This window comes from Caulobacter sp. GW821-FHT11A05 (assembly GCF_058809015.1).
Genome location: NZ_JBXASF010000006.1, coordinates 110,109 through 125,310, shown reverse-complemented (window position 1 = coordinate 125,310; position 15,202 = coordinate 110,109). Strand labels below are relative to the sequence as shown.

Here is a 15,202-nt window from a genome sequence, read left to right as displayed (position 1 = left end):
CCGCCTCACCAGTAGATGAAGACGCTGACGATGTGCGCGGTGAGCGCCATCAGCAGGGCGATGGAGGCGGGGACATGGATGGACAGCCAGGCCCCCAGCAGGGTGCGGATGCGCAGATGCTTGCGCAGCTGCAGCAGGGCGGCGCTCTTGCGGTCCAGCAGGGCGGTGACATTGGCGATGGCGGCCAGTTCGCTCTCGCTGGCCTTGCGCGACAGGCCCTTGAGCTTGCGCAGCGCCCGGCGGGTGCCGCAGTCGCCGGGGTTGGTGCTCAGTCTGCGGAGGAAGCCGCCGCCGACCTTGCTCTTCTCCAGCGACAGCCGCACGGCGGCGGCCTGGCGCTGGTTCAGGGGCTGGGCCGAGTCGTTGAGCTGCCGATCCAGCGAGCGGATGGTCTCGACCATCTGCTTCTGGGTGGTCTCGCGCCGGTTGTTGCTGAGCGCCTTGGGCAGGCCCGCATAGGCGATGATGCCGTAGACGCCCGACAGCACGACCAGGATCATCAACCCATAGGCCAGCGTATGAATGTTCCAGCCGAACTGCAGGCCGCTGTGCAGGGTGGCGATGGCGACCAGGGCGATGCCCAGATAGACGTGGGCCGAGACCCAGGCCTTCAGCGACCAGTCGCCCTTGGTGATCACCCGCTTGCGGATGCCCAGCGCCGTCAGCCAGACGATCAGCAGGGCCCCGATGGTCCCCAGGGTGTAGCCATACCAGCTGCCGCCATTGGGCCGGGGATGGACGTCGGCCAGGACGTAGCCGACCGCCGCGGCGATGGAGAGCGCCAGCCCGACCCAGGCCCAGCGATAGCCGCCATGGCGCAGGAAGCCGACATGGACCTGGGCGTCCGATCGCTGTCCCTTGCGCGGGGCTTTCGCCATGTCAGCCCCCGCCCCGGACGCGGGTGACCGTCAAAAAGTCTTCCGGCGAGACACGGATCGCCGCCCCGGTCGGGCAGGCGCGCACGCAGGCCGGGCCGCCGTCGATGCCGGCGCACATGTCGCATTTGATGGCGACCTTGGGCTTTTCGCCATGCTTCTTCTTGGCCTTGGTCTTCCACTCCAGGTCCGGCTCGCCGGGGCCCGGGCCGGCCCCGAACAGGAACCAGCTCAGGAGACCCGGCTTGTCCGGCGGCGGGCTGTCCATGCGGATCACGCCATAGGGGCAGTTGCGCTGGCAGTTGCCGCAGCCGATGCAGGTCTCGTCGATGAATACCTCGCCGTCGGCCCCGCGCCGGATGGCGTTGGGCGGGCAGTCGGTCATGCAGTAGGGGTGTTCGCAGTGTCGGCAGCTGGTCGGCACATGCAGGTGGGCGTAGGTGCGGCCCGCCTCGCGGTCCAGCCGCGACAGCCCGTCATGGACGTCGGCGCAGGCCTTCTCGCAGTTGTCGCAGCCGACGCAGAGGGTCTCGTCGATCAGCAGGACGTCGGTGGCCTCGCCGATGCCCTGGTCCACGAGAAAGTCGGCCACCGAGGAGTAGAGGTCGACCACGCCGCTGAAGCGGTCCTTCTGCTCCTCGATGTAGCTGTTGATCTGTTTGCGGGACCGCATGTCCTCGCGCATCTTGGCTTCGAGTTCGGGCTTCCGCGCCAGCAGCCGACGGAACAGGTCGCCGTCCAGCCGCACCACCTCCGAGCGGATCGCCGCCCGCACCGTCGCCACCCGCCGGCCGCCGTCGATCAGCGCCATCTCGCCGACATAGGACCCGGCGGGCACATAGTTGAGGAACACCGTCTTGCCGCCGATCTCCTTCTCGATGGTCATCGAGCCGGAGCGGATGATGAAGATGTCGTAGCCTTCCTCGCCCTCGGTGATGATGGCGTCCTCGGCCTTGACCTGGATCAGCTCGGCGCTGGTCAGCACCTCGGCGATGTCCTCCTTGGTCAGGCCCGAGCCGAAGATTTGCAGCACCTGGCGTTCGGTGGTGATGCGGTTGACCGTCTCGCGGGCGTCCTTGTTCTGGGCCATCAGCCGCAGCGAGGCGGTGCGCGGCATTTCCAGGAGGATGCAGGGCTCGGCCGCCCGGATCGTCGCCCCGCGCCGGCGGCCGGAGATCAGCCCGACCTCGCCGAAGATGGAGCCCTGGCCGATGGGCACCGTCTCCCGCCGGTTCTTCGGATTGACCTCGACCTTCACCGAGCCGGCGGCGATGCCGAACATCGACGAGCCGATCGAGTTGCGCTGGAAGATGATCTCGTCGGGCTGGCAGACGCGGACGGTGGAATCGAGCAGGAACTCGCGCATCTGCAGGGTCGACAGGCCGCGCAGGATTTCGATCCGGGTGCGGAGGAACTCCAGCCATTCGGCCACCGACTGGCCGCCGGGCAGAGCCGACAGCTTGGCCTCGAGGATCGGCTCGTCGGCCGGCTTGAGGCCCAGGTTGCCGTCGATGAACTCGATGACGTCATAGCCCTGGTTCATGCAGTGCTTGATCAGCGGATAACCGGCCAGGGCGCCGATCACATAGACGCCCGGCACCGTCGTCTCGAAGGTCGGCGACAGGCGCGGGAAGGCTTCGCGGTCGGGGCCGGTGAAGGCCACGCCCATCGATTCCACGAACTTGCGCGGCGGGGCCGAGCCCATGCGGGCGATGATCCGGTCGCAGCGGATCGACTGCTGGCCTTCCGGCGTGTCGATGGTGATGAAGCCGGGATCGACCCGGGCCGGGCTGGAGCCGGCCAGGATGGTGATCCGCCCCGCCGTCGCCGCGTCGGTCAGCGCCTTGACGTTGGCCTCCTTGGCGCGGGCGAAGTCCATCGACTTGTTGAGCAGGGTGACGACGTTGCCCTGGGCCTGGTCGGCGATCAGGCCCAGCGCGTTCTCGATGCCGGCGTCGCCACCGCCGACCACGGTGATGTGCTCGTCGACGTACTCGGTGGGATCGTCGAGGGTGTACTGGATGTGCTTCAGGTCGCTGCCCGGCACGGTCATGACGTTGGGGTTGCCCTGGGTGCCGATGGCCAGCACCACCGTCTCGGCCTTGAGCACCCGGCCGTCGGTCAGGGTGATGGTGAAGTCGCCGCGCTGGCCGGTGACCGAGGCGGCCTCGGCCCGGTAGGCGACGTTGACCTTGTGGCCGGTGGTGTCGTCGGCCCAGCGGCCGAGGATGGTTTCCCGCTTGCCGGCCTCGAAGCCGATGTCCGAGCGCAGCACCAGCTGCGTCGGCGTGGCCATGATGTGCTTGCCGCGCTGGTAGCGGAAGATGGTGTCGGAGAGGCGGTCGGTCTTCTCCAGGAGGACGTGACTCATCCCCCGGCGGGCGGCGCGCGCGGCGGCGCTGAGGCCGGCCGGCCCCGAGCCCAGGATCGCAACCCTGTAGACTCCCTCCATCGTTTGCCCCGTTTGCCGAAAGACCCGGCTACCCCTCGGGATACGGCCCCCTGCCGCCCCCGGATTGCTTTACCAGTACAGCCGATTGCGACTAACGTATATCGCGTGGATGGGGAGCGTGTGGGGGGACCATGAGCGCCGAAATCGGCCAGTTCGCCCTGATCCTCGCCTTCGTTCTGGCGCTGGTGCAGACGGCCGTCGCCATGTGGGGCGCCCACCGCCGCGATGACGCCCTGATGGGGCTGGGCCGCATGGCCGCCCTGCTGCAGCTGTTGTTCGTCGTCATCGCCTTCGGGGCCATCGCCTGGGGCTATGCGACGCTCGATTTCTCGGTCGAGCTGGTCGCCCGCCACAGCCATACGACCCAGCCGCTGGCCTACCGCCTGGCCGCTGCGTGGGGCAGCCATGAGGGCTCGATGGTGCTGTGGATCCTGATCCTGGCGCTGCATGGCGGGGCGCTGGCCGTGTTCGGCCGCACGCTCAGGGCGACCTTCCTGGCCCGGGTGCTCGGCGTGCAGGGGCTGCTGGGCGCCGCCTTCCTCGGTTTTTCGCTGTTCACCTCCAATCCCTTCACCCGGCTGTTCCCGGCCCCAACCGAAGGGACCGAGCTCAATCCCCTGCTGCAGGACCCCGGGCTGATCAGCCACCCGCCGCTGCTCTACCTCGGCTACGTCGGCTTCAGCGTCGCCTTCGCTTTCGCCGTCGCCGCCCTGATCGAGGGCCGGGTCGATGCGGCCTGGGCGCGGTGGGTGCGGCCCTGGGTGCTGTTCGCCTGGACGGCCCTGACCCTTGGCATCGCGCTCGGCAGCCACTGGGCCTACTACGAGCTGGGCTGGGGCGGCTGGTGGTTCTGGGACCCGGTGGAGAACGCTTCCCTGATGCCCTGGCTGATGGGCACGGCCCTGCTGCACAGCGCTCAGGTGCTGGAAAAGCGCGGGGCCCTGATCAGCTGGACCCTGCTGCTGGCCATCCTGACCTTCTCGCTCAGCCTGATCGGCACCTTCCTGGTCCGCTCGGGCATCCTCAACAGCGTCCACGCCTTCGCGGTCGACAGCGCCCGGGGCGCCTATGTCCTGGCCTTCTGCGTGGCGGCGACGGGGACGGCGCTCGGCCTCTACGCCTGGCGGGCCCCGGCCATGCGGACGGGGGCTTCCTTCGGCGTGGTGTCGAAGGAATCGGCGATGACGGTCAACAATCTGATCCTCGTCGTGGTCACCTTCGCGGTCTTCGTCGGCACCTTCTATCCGGTGTTCTACGACCTGATGGGCTATGGCGCGATCAGCGTCGGGCCGCCCTTCTTCAACCTGATCTGCGGGGTGCTGCTGGCCCTGCTGCTCTGCTTCGTCGGCTTCGGGCCGATGATGCACTGGAAGCGGGACCAGATGGGCGCGTTGCTCGGCCGCCTGCGCTGGCCGCTCGGGCTGTTCGTTCTCGCCCTGGTCGTCGGGGCCTTCGCTTTTGGCCTGGGCAAGACCCTGGCCGCCTTCGGCATCGCGCTCGGGGTCTGGCTGATGGCGGCCGGCGGCCTGGTCCTCGTCCGTCGCTGGGGCCTCGGATCGAAGACCCTGGCCGGCAGCTGGGTCCTGGTCCGCACCACCCCGGTCGCCCTCTGGGCCGTGGCCCTGGCCCATGCGGGCCTGGGCGTCACCTGCGTCGGGGTCACCGCCATGGGCGGCTTCGAGGCCAGCAAGGTGCTGCGGATGGGGGCCGGCGACCAGGTGGAGTTCGCCGGCCGCACCGTCGTCCTGGAGAGCCTGGGCCAGGTCGTCGGCCCCAACTACCAGGCCGATCGCGGCGTGTTCCGCATCGTCGGCGGCCGGGGGCCGAAGGTGCTGACCTCGGAGCGGCGCTTCTACCCCTCCAGCCAGAGCCAGACCATCGAGGCGGCCATCGGCCCCTCCCTGATCGGCAATCTCTACATCTCGGTCGGCGAGCGGGACGAGGCGGGCAAGGCGGTCATCCGCCTGTGGAGCCATCCCTTCGTCGGCTGGATCTGGGGCGGGGCGGTGTTGATGGCGCTGGGCGGCCTGGTGTCGCTCAGCGACCGCCGCCTGCGGCTCGGCGCGCCGCAGCCTTCACGTCTGAAGACGGCGGGAGCGGCGGCGTGAGGCGGCTGGTCTTCATCGTCCCGGTGCTGGTTTTCCTGGCCATCGCCGGGGTGCTGGCCTTCGGCCTGGGGCGCGATCCGAAGATCCTGCCCTCGATGCTGATCGGCAAGCCGCTGCCCGCCTTCGACCTGCCCGACATGCGCGGCAAGACCGGCGGCAAGGGCCTGGCCTCGCGCGACTTCCAGGGCCGGCCCGGCCTGATCAACGTCTTCGCCAGCTGGTGCGTCTCCTGCCGCGTCGAGCACCCCTTCCTGATGCGGCTGCGGGCGCAGGGCGTGCCGCTGCACGGCCTCAACTGGAAGGACAAGGGCGACGCCGGGGCCCGCTGGCTGCTGCAGTTCGGCGATCCCTACGACCGCGTTGGCTATGACCCCACCGGCCGCACCGGCGTCGACCTGGGCGTCACCGGCGCCCCGGAAACCTTCGTCATCGACGCCAAGGGGGTGGTCCGCTATCGCCACGTCGGCCCGATCGACGCGCAGGTCTGGACCGGCACGCTCAAGCCGCTGCTCGACAAGCTGGAGGCGGAATCGTGAAACGTCTGCTGCTCCTCATCCTGGCCCTGACCTTCGCCGCCGGTCCCGCCCTCGCCGTCCTCCCCGAGGAGCAGCTGAAGGACCCGGTGCTGGAGGCCCGCGCCCGGCATCTGAGCCAGGAGCTGCGCTGCGTGGTCTGCCAGAACCAGACCATCGACGACTCCGACGCCCCCCTGGCCGCCGACCTGCGCGCCATCCTGCGCGAGCGCCTCGTCGCCGGCGACACCGACGACCAGGCCAAGGCCTACCTCGTCCAGCGCTATGGCGACTTCGTGCTGCTGAAACCGCCGATGACGGCCGCCACCCTGCTGCTCTGGTTCGGCCCGGTCCTGCTGCTGCTCGGCGGCGGCTTTGGCCTCTGGCGCTACTGGCGCGGCCGCGCGGTCGCCGCGCCCCAGCCGCTCGACGCCGACGAACAGGCCCGGCTCCAGGCCCTGCTGAGTGAGAAATCATGATCCTCTGGATGGTCCTCACCCTGCTGGTGGCGCTGGCCGTGGTCGGCCTGGTCATTCCGCTGGCCCGTCCGCGCCCCGCGAAGGACGTCGCCGCGACGCCGACCGGCATCCTCGCCGACCAGCTGGCCGAACTGGCGGCCCAGGCCGCCGCCGGAACCGTGACTCCCGACGAGGCCGCCCGCCTGAAACTGGAGATCGAGCGGCGCATGCTGGCCGAGGCCAAGGGACCCGAGGCGCCGGCCCGGCCGCTCGGCGAGAAGGGCCTCCTCTACCTCGCGCTCGGGCTGGCGGCCGTGGTGGCGCTGGGCGCGACCGGCCTCTATGCGGTGATGGGCAAGCCGGACCTTCCCTCCGCCAACGCCGCCGCCGCCCAAACCCGCGAAGGAGGGGTCCCGGAGGGCTCGGCCGCCCTGCCGGAGGGCCACCCCGGCGGCGACCTGCCAGCCATGATCGCCCAGCTGCAGGCCCAGGTGGCGCGCAATCCCGCCGACGCCGAGGGCTGGCGCATGCTCGGCTGGTCCTACTTCCAGACCGGCCAGTTCAGCGAGTCCGCCGAGGCCTACGACAAGGCCGCCGCGCGCGATCCGGCCAACCCCGAGCACCGCTCGGCCCAGGGCGAGTCCCTCGTCCAGGCCGCCCAGGGCCAGATGACCCCGGCCGCCTCCGCCGCCTTCCGCCAGGCGTTGAAGCTCGACCCGAACGATCCCCGCGCCCGCTACTTCCTGGCCGTCGAGAAGGACCAGGCCGGCGACCGCGATGGGGCCATGGCCGACTGGATCGCCCTGATCAATTCCGCCCCCGACGGCGCCCCCTGGGCCGGCGAGGTCCGCCGCTTCGTCGAGGACCTGGCCCGCGAGCGCGGCATCGACCTGACCGGCAAGCTGAAGCCCGCCAGCGGCGGCTCCGCGCCCCGCGGCCCGACCCCCGCCGACATCGCCGCCGCCCAGACCCTGGCCCCGGACGACCAGCAGCAGATGATCCGCGGCATGGTCGAGGGCCTCGAAGGCCGCCTGCAGGAACAGCCCCGCGACGCCGAAGGCTGGGTCAGGCTGATGAAGGCCCGCATGGTGCTGGGCGAACCGGCGGCGGCGGCGCGGGCGCTGAAACAGGGCCGGGCGGCGTTCGCGGACTCACCGGCCGAACAGGCGCGGATCAGCGAGGCGGCGCGGGGGCTGAAGGTTCCGGGGGCGTAGAGAAACGCCGCCGAACTCGCTAGACTGCCGCCATGAGCGCCGCCCAGCCCCTGCATCCGAACACCGACCCGGACCTCGCCAACCTCGGCCTGCCCGGTTGGATCTATCACGACGCCGACTTCTTCGAGGCCGAGAAGGCGGCGGTTTTCCGCACCAGCTGGCAGGTCGTCTGCCACCTGTCGGATATCCCCGAGGCCGGTGATTTCCACACCCTCGACTTTCTCGGCGAGAGCCTGGTCGTCGTGCGTGGCGACGACGACAAGGTCCGGGCCTTCCACAACGTCTGCCGCCACCGCGCCTCGCGGGTGGTCGACGGGCCGAGCGGCAACTGCGGCGTCCGCATGACCTGCCCCTACCACGCCTGGAGCTACGACCTGCGCGGGCGCCTCGCCGGCGTGCCGCACGCCAAGGCCTTCGGCGACTTCGACCGGGCGGCCCACAACCTCGTCCCCGTCGAACACGAGATCTGCCTGGGCTTCGTCTTCGTGCGGCTGCAAGGCGGCCTGCCCAGCGTCAAGGAGATGCTCGGCGACTATTATTTCGAGCTCGAACACTACCGCATGGAGGAGCTACAGCCGCTCGGCCGCGTCACCCTGCGCGAGCGGGACGTCAACTGGAAGAACGTCTCCGACAACTACAGCGACAGCCTGCACATCACCGTCGCCCACCCCGGCCTGACCCGGCTGTTCGGCGTCGGCTACGGCCTGGAGGCCGGGCCCTGGACCGACAAGATGTGGGGCGCCTTGCGGACAAGCCCCTCCGACAACTGGTCGGAGCGGATGTACCAGCGGTTCCTGCCGGAGGTGGATCATCTGCCCACGGATCGAAAGCGCCTGTGGACCTATTTCAAGCTCTGGCCGAACGTCGCCTTCGACGTCTATCCCGACCAGATCGACTTCATGCAGTTCCTGCCCGTGTCGCCGACCAGGACGGTGCTGCGCGAGATCGCCTACGTCCTGCCCGACGAGCGGCGGGAAATGAAGGCGGCGCGCTATCTCAACTGGCGGATCAACCGCGTGGTCAACATCGAGGACAAGGCGCTGATCGAGCGGGTGCAGGCCGGCATGGGCTCGTCGAGCTACGCCATGGGCCCGCTCAGCGAGAACGAGGTGGCGCTGAAGAGCTTCGCCCGGCGGATGCGGACGCTGATCCCGGAATCGAAGCTGCCGACCCCGCCGGCCAAAGGCTGGGCGCGGTAACCTCCCTCCCCGAATGGGGAGGGCAGGCGCGCGTTGCGCGCCGGGTGGGGCAGTGGGTCACCGCCACTCGCCCGCTCGGCTTCTCAGTGCGCAATCTCGAAATTCAGTGACCGACTTCCCCACCCGACGCGCGTAACCGCGCGTCTGCCCTCCCCATTCGGGGAGGGAGGGCGCTAGATCGCCGCCCGCCGGATCACCAGGTTCCGGATCTCCGTCATGTCCTCCATCGCGAACCGCACGCCTTCGCGCCCCAGCCCGCTGTCCTTCACCCCGCCGTAGGGCATGTTGTCGACCCGGTAGCTGGGCACGTCGTTGATCAGGACGCCGCCGACCTCCAGCTCGTCCCAGGCGGCCATGGCCCTGTGGATGTCACGGGTGAAGACGCCCGCCTGCAGGCCGAAGCGGCTGTCGTTGACCTCGGCCAGGGCCGCCTTGAAGTCGCTGAATCTCGACAGGATGGCGACCGGCCCGAAGGCCTCCTCGTCGCGCAGCTTCAGCCCGCGCGGCACGTCCTCCAGCAGGGTGGCGTCCAGCATCGCCCCGTCGCGACCGCCGCCGCACAGCAGGGTGGCCCCCGCCGCCACCGCCTCGGCGATCCAGCCCTCCAGCCGCGTCGCCTCTCCAACGTCGATCATCGGCCCGATGAAGGTGGCCTCCTCGCGCGGGTCGCCGGCCACCAGGGCCTTCGTCCTGGCCACCAGGATGCCCTTCAGCGGCTCGTACAGGCTCTCGTGGACGATGATCCGCTGCACCCCGATGCAGCTCTGGCCCGACTGGTAGAAGGCCCCGAAGATGATCCGGGTCGCGGCGTCCTCCAGGTCGGAGCCCTCGTCGACGATGACGCCTGCGTTGCCGCCCAGCTCCAGCACCACCTTCTTCTTGCCGGCCCTGGCCTTCAGCGCCCAACCGACGTCGGGCGAGCCGGTAAAGCTCAGCAGCTTCAACCGCTCGTCGGTGGTGAACAGGTCGGCGCCGTCCCGCGTCGTCGGCAGGATGGAGAAGGCCCCCTTCGGCAGACCCGTCTCGGCCAGCACCTCGCCGATGATCAGCGCCCCCAGCGGCGTGCGGCTGGCCGGCTTCATCACGAACGGGCAGCCGACGGCGATGGCCGGGGCGATCTTGTGGGCCGCCAGGTTGAGCGGGAAGTTGAACGGCGAGATGAAGCTGCAGGGCCCGATCGGAACCCGCTTCCACAGGCCCTGATAGCCCTTGGCCCGGGCCGAGATGTCCAGCGGCTGCACCTCGCCGGTCATCCGCACGCTCTCCTCGGCGGCGATGCGGAAGGTGTCGATCAGACGGGTGACCTCGCCCCGGCTGTCGCGGATCGGCTTGCCGGCCTCGACGCACAGGGCGTCCGCCAGCTCCTCCTGCCGCTCGGTGAAGCGGGTCACGCAATGGGCCAGCACCGCCTGCCGCTCATAGGCCGCCATCCGAGCCATCGGTTCGGCCGCCTTCACGGCGGCAGCGATGGCCTGGTCGATGATGTCGGGCGTGGCCAGGGCGACGCGGGTGGCGACCTTGCCTGTGTACTTGTCGGTGACCTCCAGGTCCTGGTTTGGCGCCACGGCCTCGTTGGCCAGGTACAGCGGATAGGCGTCCTTGAGCGGCATGGCGGGTTCCCAAAACAAACTCGGCGGCCAAACGTTTAAGTCTGGCCGCCGGTTCGCAGAAGGAAAGATTGCAGGCCGCTAGGGCTGGCCGACCCCGAGCGCCAGCAGGGTCTCGCTGGTCACCCCGCCGGGCAGGCGGCGGTCGGTCTGGAAGCGGCTCAGCGCCGCCTGCGTCTTGGCATTGAACACCCCGTCGCGCTGGCCGGTGTAGTAACCGCGCAGGCCCAGCGCCGACTGCATGTCACGCACCAGCTGCGGGGTCACCCGCACCTGCTGCGGGCCGCTGTCGACATAGGGACGCGGGCCTGTCGCGCCGTACATTCCGGCCGGGGCGGCGGGCCCCGAGCAGCTGTCGACGCAATCCTTGCCGTAGCCGCCGCCGGCCGGCGGCGGGGGAGGCGGCGGAGGCGTCGAATAGCTGGCCTTGTCGGCGCAGATGATCTCGCGCCACTGGAAGCTGGTGTCGGTCACCATCCGCGACTTGGTCACCGTCTTGTAGGTGGCCGGGATGGTGTAGGTCTCGACCCGCTCCTGGGTGATCACCACGCGGACACGGACCGAGCGATACTCGGCCGGGATGACGCGCTTTTCGACCCGGGCGGCCTGGTCGATGACCTGGCGGGTGACCACCTGGGTCTCGGCCGGGACCTGGATCTGCACCGTGCGTTCCGGGGTGCGCAGCACCTGGCGGGTGACGGTGGAATACTCGGCCGGCACCTCGACCAGACAGAGCACCTCGCCGGTCGACAACACCTTGTAGTGGTTGGGATCGGTCGGCTGCTGAGCCTTGGGTACGCCGCGGCGCCACTCATAGTGGGCCTCGCGAACCAGAACCCGCTCGGTGATGGTCTCATAGGTGGCCGGCACGGTTTCGGTGCGCACGCTGGCGGCCTTGAGGATCACCGTCTCGGTCACCGTGCGATAGGTGGCCGGCACGGTGATGTATTCGGTCCGCTCCTCGCGAACCAGCACCGACTGGACTTCCTCGCCATAGACGGCGGGGATGACGCGGGTTTCGACCCGGCCGGGCCGGTCGATGATCTGCTCGGTGTAGCTTTCGTAGGACGGCGGGATCAGCACCTTCTCATAGCACTTGCCCGGCACCGCGTTCGGCGGGAAGTCGCCGCCCGGCGCTCCGGCCAGCGCACTCCCGGCGGACATCGTCAGCAGCACCGCGCCCAGCGCCGCGCTTCCCCAAAGCTTCGATCTACTCATGGTGGTTCAACCCCGTTCCCTAGCCCGTATTAACCATATGCCGGCCGGGAACTTCGCCAAGAGGAAACAGCGTTATTCCCGTAGTGGGGGAGTATTCCGGGATTTAATTCTCGCGGATGGGGGCAAAGCCGGCATCGATGCTCGCCGAGGCTTCGACTTGGTTGAATTCAGGCAGGGTGGCGCCGCCCGATTTGGGGCGAATACAGCGGCCTACTCCAGCCAGGCCAGTTCGGCGTCGAGGATGAAGGACAGCAGCGCCGTCGTCGTCGCCGTCCCCCGGCCCTCCAGCGGTGTGACGGTGATCTCCAGGGTGCGGCTGGTTCGCGCCTCGCCGTTCCAGGCCCCGTCGAGATTGACCCGCAGCCCCTGGCGCGACTCGCAGGCCCCTGACGGCACCAGGAAGACCGACTCCTGGTGGACCTCCTGCCCGTCGGCCAGGGCGCGGATGCGGACGACGGAAGACGCGTCCGGATCGGGCTTGACCTCGAGGAAGCCGGTCGCCTCGGCCTTGCTGGCCCCCAGCGCCTCGGCCGGGACGGTGACCAGGGCCTTCTGGGGCGAGAGGATGTCGCCGGACAGGTTGACGGTCTTCAACTGCATCTTCCGCATCGGCCCGGCGGCGAAGACGATCGGCGGCGTCGTATCGAACGGATAGTCGTAGCCGAAGTTCGTGGTCCGCATCGTCGAGGCCGCGTCGACGGTCGGCGCCAGCCGTCCGCGGGTGTCGATAAAGCCGCTGAACAGCTCGTCGCGCCAGGGCTTGGGGTAGAGGCCGTCGCTGTTGCGAACGTGCCAGAGGGTCCAGATGCGGTCGATGTTGGCGTGGTGCATCCAGAACAAGGGATCGTTCGGCGAGCGGTCGAGGCGGCCCATGTCACCGCCGACGAAGCCGTGGATCATGTTGTGGCCGCTCCATTCGGCGGAGCCGGAATAGCCGCCCTGGGCCGGCGTGCCGACGTTGCGGGCCCGGCCGAAGAAGGTCGAGAAATCGTCGGTGATCCGGCCCCGGAAGGTCTGGCCGTTGCGGCGCATGAAGGCCTTCAGCGACTCCGAGGGGCTGGCCAGGCGATTGGGCATCGAGAACACCGGATCGCTCGACATGATGGCCGGGATACGGTCGTCGTCCCAATCCCAGTAGGGCAGGGCGAAATTGGCCCGGCCGCTGAACCGTGCCACCTGCCGCTCGAACCAGACCAGCTGCAGCCGGTGCCAGGGCAGGAAGCGCCAGGAGGAATGGTGGCGCTGGCGCATGTCGGCGTGCAGGGCGATCTGCTGCTCCCAGACCCCCGACGACTTCATCAGCGGAATGGCCCGGCGCAGGGCGACCAGGTCGGGGTCGCTGGCGGTCAGGCTGGAGACCGGCCGCCGCACGCGCGGAGTCTGGGCCATCGACAGGTCCACCCCGGCCAGGGCCGCCCCCGCGAGACCCGCCAAGGCGGCGCGCCGATGAATGGCCATGATGAAACGCCCCTGCAGATCCCCGCGGCGATTGGTTAACCTGAGGCCGCGGGAGTCAATCGCCATCGCCCGGCGAGGGAAGAGCGCAGCGGGGACACATTGGATTTGGCGTGCCAAATCCAATGTGTCCCCTCTTTCGACGGCGGAGCGTTCCCTTACAGAAAAGACACTCGACGCCTGTCCGGCCCCGGCCAATAGTCGCCGCCGATCGCGGACAGCCCGAAGAGGCGGCCGCCCTGCTCCTGGAGAGTCCCCATGCATGCCAATCGTCGCCAGCTTCTTCTGGGCGCCGCCGCCGTCGGCGCGGTCGCCGGTCTTCCGCTCGCCGCTTGCGCGCCGGCCGCCGCCAAAGGCCCGGTCGCCAACGCCAAGCTGGCCACGCTGCTCGACGCCTTCGTGAACGAGATGCTCGTCGCGTCGCCGGAGACGGCCACCTCGCTGGGCCTCGACAAGGACGCCCTGGCCGGCCTCAAGAGCAAGCTGTCCGACGCCTCCACCGCCGGCCGCCGCAAGACCCTCGAAGACTACAGGAGCCGGGCCGCGCGCCTGAAGGAGATCGACCGCAAGAGCCTCGATGAGCGCGACACCACCCTCTACGACACGGTGCTGACCGCCCAGGAGCTGGGCGCCGAGGGCGGCGCCTTCTCCTACGGCGGCGACGTCGCCAATCCCTATGTGATCAGCCAGCAGAACGGCGTGGTCGGCTTCATCCCGGAATTCCTCAATTCCCAGCACCTGATCAAGGCCAGGTCGGACGTCGACGCCTATATCGCCCGCGCCGAAGCCCTGGCCGGGGTCATCGACCAGGAGACCGAGCGCTTCAAGGCCGACGTCGCCGCCGGCGTCACGCCGCCCAACTTCATCCTCCCCAATCTGCTGGGCCAGCTGAAGGGCTTCCGCGCCCAGAAGGCCGGCGAGACGGGTCTGGTCAAATCGGTGGTCGACCGCGCCAAGGCCGCGGGCGTCGCCGGCGATTTCGCCGCCCCGGTCACCACCCTGGTCAGCGACAAGATCTTCCCGGCCATCGACCGCCAGATCGCCGCCGTCGAGGCGGCCCAGAAGACGGCCAATTCCGACGCCGGCGTCTGGAAGCTGCCGCAGGGCGAGGCCTATTACGCCTGGGGCCTGAAGGAGGGCACCACCACCACCATGACCGCCGAGGAGATCCACCAGATGGGTCTCGAACAGGGCAAGGCGATCGACGCGGCGATGGACGCTCTGCTGAAGGGCGAAGGCTACACCACCGGCACGGTCGGCGAGCGGGTCGGGGCCCTGACCAAGGACCCCAAGCAACTCTACGCCAACACCGACGCCGGCCGGGCCGAGCTGATCGCCTATCTGAACGACTGTATCGCCAAGATCCGGCCGCATATGGCCGAACTGTCCAAGCTCGGCCTCAAGGCGCCGGTCGAGGTCAAGGCGGTGCCCAAGGACATCCAGGACGGGGCCTCGCTGGGCTACATGAACTTCGCCTCGCTCGATGGTTCGCGGCCGGCCATCTACTATGTGAACCTCAAGGACACCGGCAACTGGCCGCGCTATTCCCTCAACAGCCTGACCATGCACGAAGCCCTCCCGGGGCACGCCTGGCAGGGCGCCTATCTCTCGGAGAAGCACGACCTGATCCACCCGATCAGCTCGCTCATCGGCTTCAACGCCTTCATCGAGGGCTGGGCCCTGTATGCCGAACAGCTGGCCGACGAGGTCGGGATGTACAAGGGCGATGCGCTCGGCCGCGTCGGCTACCTGCAGGCCCAGCGGTTCCGCGCCGCCCGGCTGGTGGTCGACACCGGCCTGCACGCCAAGCGCTGGACCCGGGAACAGGCCATCGCCTGGATGACCCAGGCCACCGGCCGCTCGACCGGGGCGATCACCAGCGAGGTCGACCGCTACTGCGCCAGCCCCGGCCAGGCCTGCGGCTACAAGGTCGGCCACACCGAGATCGTCCGCCTGCGCGAAAAGGCCAAGGCGGCCCTGGGCGCCAAGTTCGACCTGCGCGACTTCAACGACACGGTGGTCGCCACCGGCGGCACGCCGCTGACCGTGCTGGGAACGGTGATCGACCGCTACGTGGCGGGCGCGAAGTAGGGACGCGTCGCCT

At 69.4% G+C, this 15,202-nt stretch carries 11 protein-coding genes; 6 read left to right on the top strand and 5 right to left on the bottom strand.

Annotated features, from left to right (window positions below; genetic code table 11):
- Positions 1-5: 5 nt before the first annotated feature.
- Together AC1RSK_RS10785 and AC1RSK_RS10780 are read right to left on the bottom strand one after the other, a co-directional pair.
- Positions 6-878, bottom strand: coding sequence for a hypothetical protein (locus tag AC1RSK_RS10785; RefSeq protein ID WP_492907524.1), 873 nt, complete (start codon positions 876-878; stop codon positions 6-8).
- 1 nt (position 879) lies between these two features.
- Positions 880-3,327, bottom strand: coding sequence for a cyclic nucleotide-binding domain-containing protein (locus AC1RSK_RS10780; protein ID WP_492907523.1), 2,448 nt, complete (start codon positions 3,325-3,327; stop codon positions 880-882).
- Between the two features lie 131 nt (positions 3,328-3,458).
- On the opposite strand from AC1RSK_RS10780, the gene AC1RSK_RS10775 reads away from it, so the two are divergent.
- From AC1RSK_RS10775 to AC1RSK_RS10755, 5 genes are read left to right on the top strand one after another with little or no spacing between them, the layout of a single operon-like run.
- Positions 3,459-5,435, top strand: a complete 1,977-nt coding sequence (locus AC1RSK_RS10775; RefSeq protein WP_492907522.1) for a heme lyase CcmF/NrfE family subunit — start codon at positions 3,459-3,461, stop codon at positions 5,433-5,435.
- Positions 5,432-5,971, top strand: a complete 540-nt coding sequence (locus tag AC1RSK_RS10770) for a DsbE family thiol:disulfide interchange protein (protein ID WP_492907521.1) — start codon at positions 5,432-5,434, stop codon at positions 5,969-5,971. Before AC1RSK_RS10775 ends, AC1RSK_RS10770 begins: the two co-directional genes overlap by 4 nt.
- Positions 5,968-6,426: a cytochrome c-type biogenesis protein gene (locus tag AC1RSK_RS10765; protein WP_492907520.1), complete on the top strand. Its 459-nt coding sequence runs from the start codon at positions 5,968-5,970 to the stop codon at positions 6,424-6,426. The genes AC1RSK_RS10770 and AC1RSK_RS10765 overlap by 4 nt, the downstream gene beginning before the upstream one ends.
- Positions 6,423-7,619 carry a c-type cytochrome biogenesis protein CcmI gene (gene ccmI / locus AC1RSK_RS10760; protein ID WP_492907519.1) on the top strand — a complete coding sequence of 399 codons (1,197 nt, stop codon included), beginning with the start codon at positions 6,423-6,425 and terminating at the stop codon, positions 7,617-7,619. The genes AC1RSK_RS10765 and ccmI overlap by 4 nt, the downstream gene beginning before the upstream one ends.
- Before the next feature lie 32 nt (positions 7,620-7,651).
- The gene (locus tag AC1RSK_RS10755; RefSeq protein WP_492907518.1) at positions 7,652-8,818 is read left to right on the top strand and encodes an aromatic ring-hydroxylating oxygenase subunit alpha; all 1,167 of its coding nucleotides are present in this window, start codon (positions 7,652-7,654) and stop codon (positions 8,816-8,818) included.
- 173 nt (positions 8,819-8,991) lie between these two features.
- Here the strand turns inward: AC1RSK_RS10755 and AC1RSK_RS10750 are convergent, their stop codons facing one another.
- The 3 genes from AC1RSK_RS10750 to AC1RSK_RS10740 form a co-directional block, all read right to left on the bottom strand.
- Positions 8,992-10,428, bottom strand: a complete 1,437-nt coding sequence (locus AC1RSK_RS10750) for an aldehyde dehydrogenase family protein (protein ID WP_492907517.1) — start codon at positions 10,426-10,428, stop codon at positions 8,992-8,994.
- Positions 10,429-10,506: 78 nt separating this feature from the next.
- Complete coding sequence (locus AC1RSK_RS10745) at positions 10,507-11,643, bottom strand: peptidoglycan-binding domain-containing protein (RefSeq protein WP_492907516.1); 1,137 nt, start codon at positions 11,641-11,643, stop codon at positions 10,507-10,509.
- 210 nt (positions 11,644-11,853) lie between these two features.
- Positions 11,854-13,101 (bottom strand): tyrosinase family protein, encoded by a 1,248-nt coding sequence (locus AC1RSK_RS10740; protein ID WP_492907515.1) that lies wholly within the window; start codon positions 13,099-13,101, stop codon positions 11,854-11,856.
- Positions 13,102-13,356: 255 nt separating this feature from the next.
- Here AC1RSK_RS10740 and AC1RSK_RS10735 point away from each other — a divergent pair, with 255 nt between their 5' ends.
- Positions 13,357-15,189 carry a DUF885 domain-containing protein gene (locus AC1RSK_RS10735; RefSeq protein ID WP_492907514.1) on the top strand — a complete coding sequence of 611 codons (1,833 nt, stop codon included), beginning with the start codon at positions 13,357-13,359 and terminating at the stop codon, positions 15,187-15,189.
- The last annotated feature ends 13 nt before the right edge of the window (positions 15,190-15,202 follow it).

Excerpts from the sequence above, each read along its gene's own strand:
- AC1RSK_RS10775 (WP_492907522.1), top strand. The coding sequence starts at position 3,459 with ATGAGCGCCGAAATCGGCCAGTTCGCCCTGATCCTCGCCTTCGTTCTG.
- AC1RSK_RS10785 (WP_492907524.1), bottom strand. The coding sequence starts at position 878 with ATGGCGAAAGCCCCGCGCAAGGGACAGCGATCGGACGCCCAGGTCCAT.
- AC1RSK_RS10755 (WP_492907518.1), top strand. The coding sequence starts at position 7,652 with ATGAGCGCCGCCCAGCCCCTGCATCCGAACACCGACCCGGACCTCGCC.
- AC1RSK_RS10735 (WP_492907514.1), top strand. The coding sequence starts at position 13,357 with ATGCATGCCAATCGTCGCCAGCTTCTTCTGGGCGCCGCCGCCGTCGGC.
- AC1RSK_RS10750 (WP_492907517.1), bottom strand. The coding sequence starts at position 10,428 with ATGCCGCTCAAGGACGCCTATCCGCTGTACCTGGCCAACGAGGCCGTG.
- AC1RSK_RS10740 (WP_492907515.1), bottom strand. The coding sequence starts at position 13,101 with ATGGCCATTCATCGGCGCGCCGCCTTGGCGGGTCTCGCGGGGGCGGCC.
- AC1RSK_RS10745 (WP_492907516.1), bottom strand. The coding sequence starts at position 11,643 with ATGAGTAGATCGAAGCTTTGGGGAAGCGCGGCGCTGGGCGCGGTGCTG.
- ccmI (WP_492907519.1), top strand. The coding sequence starts at position 6,423 with ATGATCCTCTGGATGGTCCTCACCCTGCTGGTGGCGCTGGCCGTGGTC.
- AC1RSK_RS10780 (WP_492907523.1), bottom strand. The coding sequence starts at position 3,327 with ATGGAGGGAGTCTACAGGGTTGCGATCCTGGGCTCGGGGCCGGCCGGC.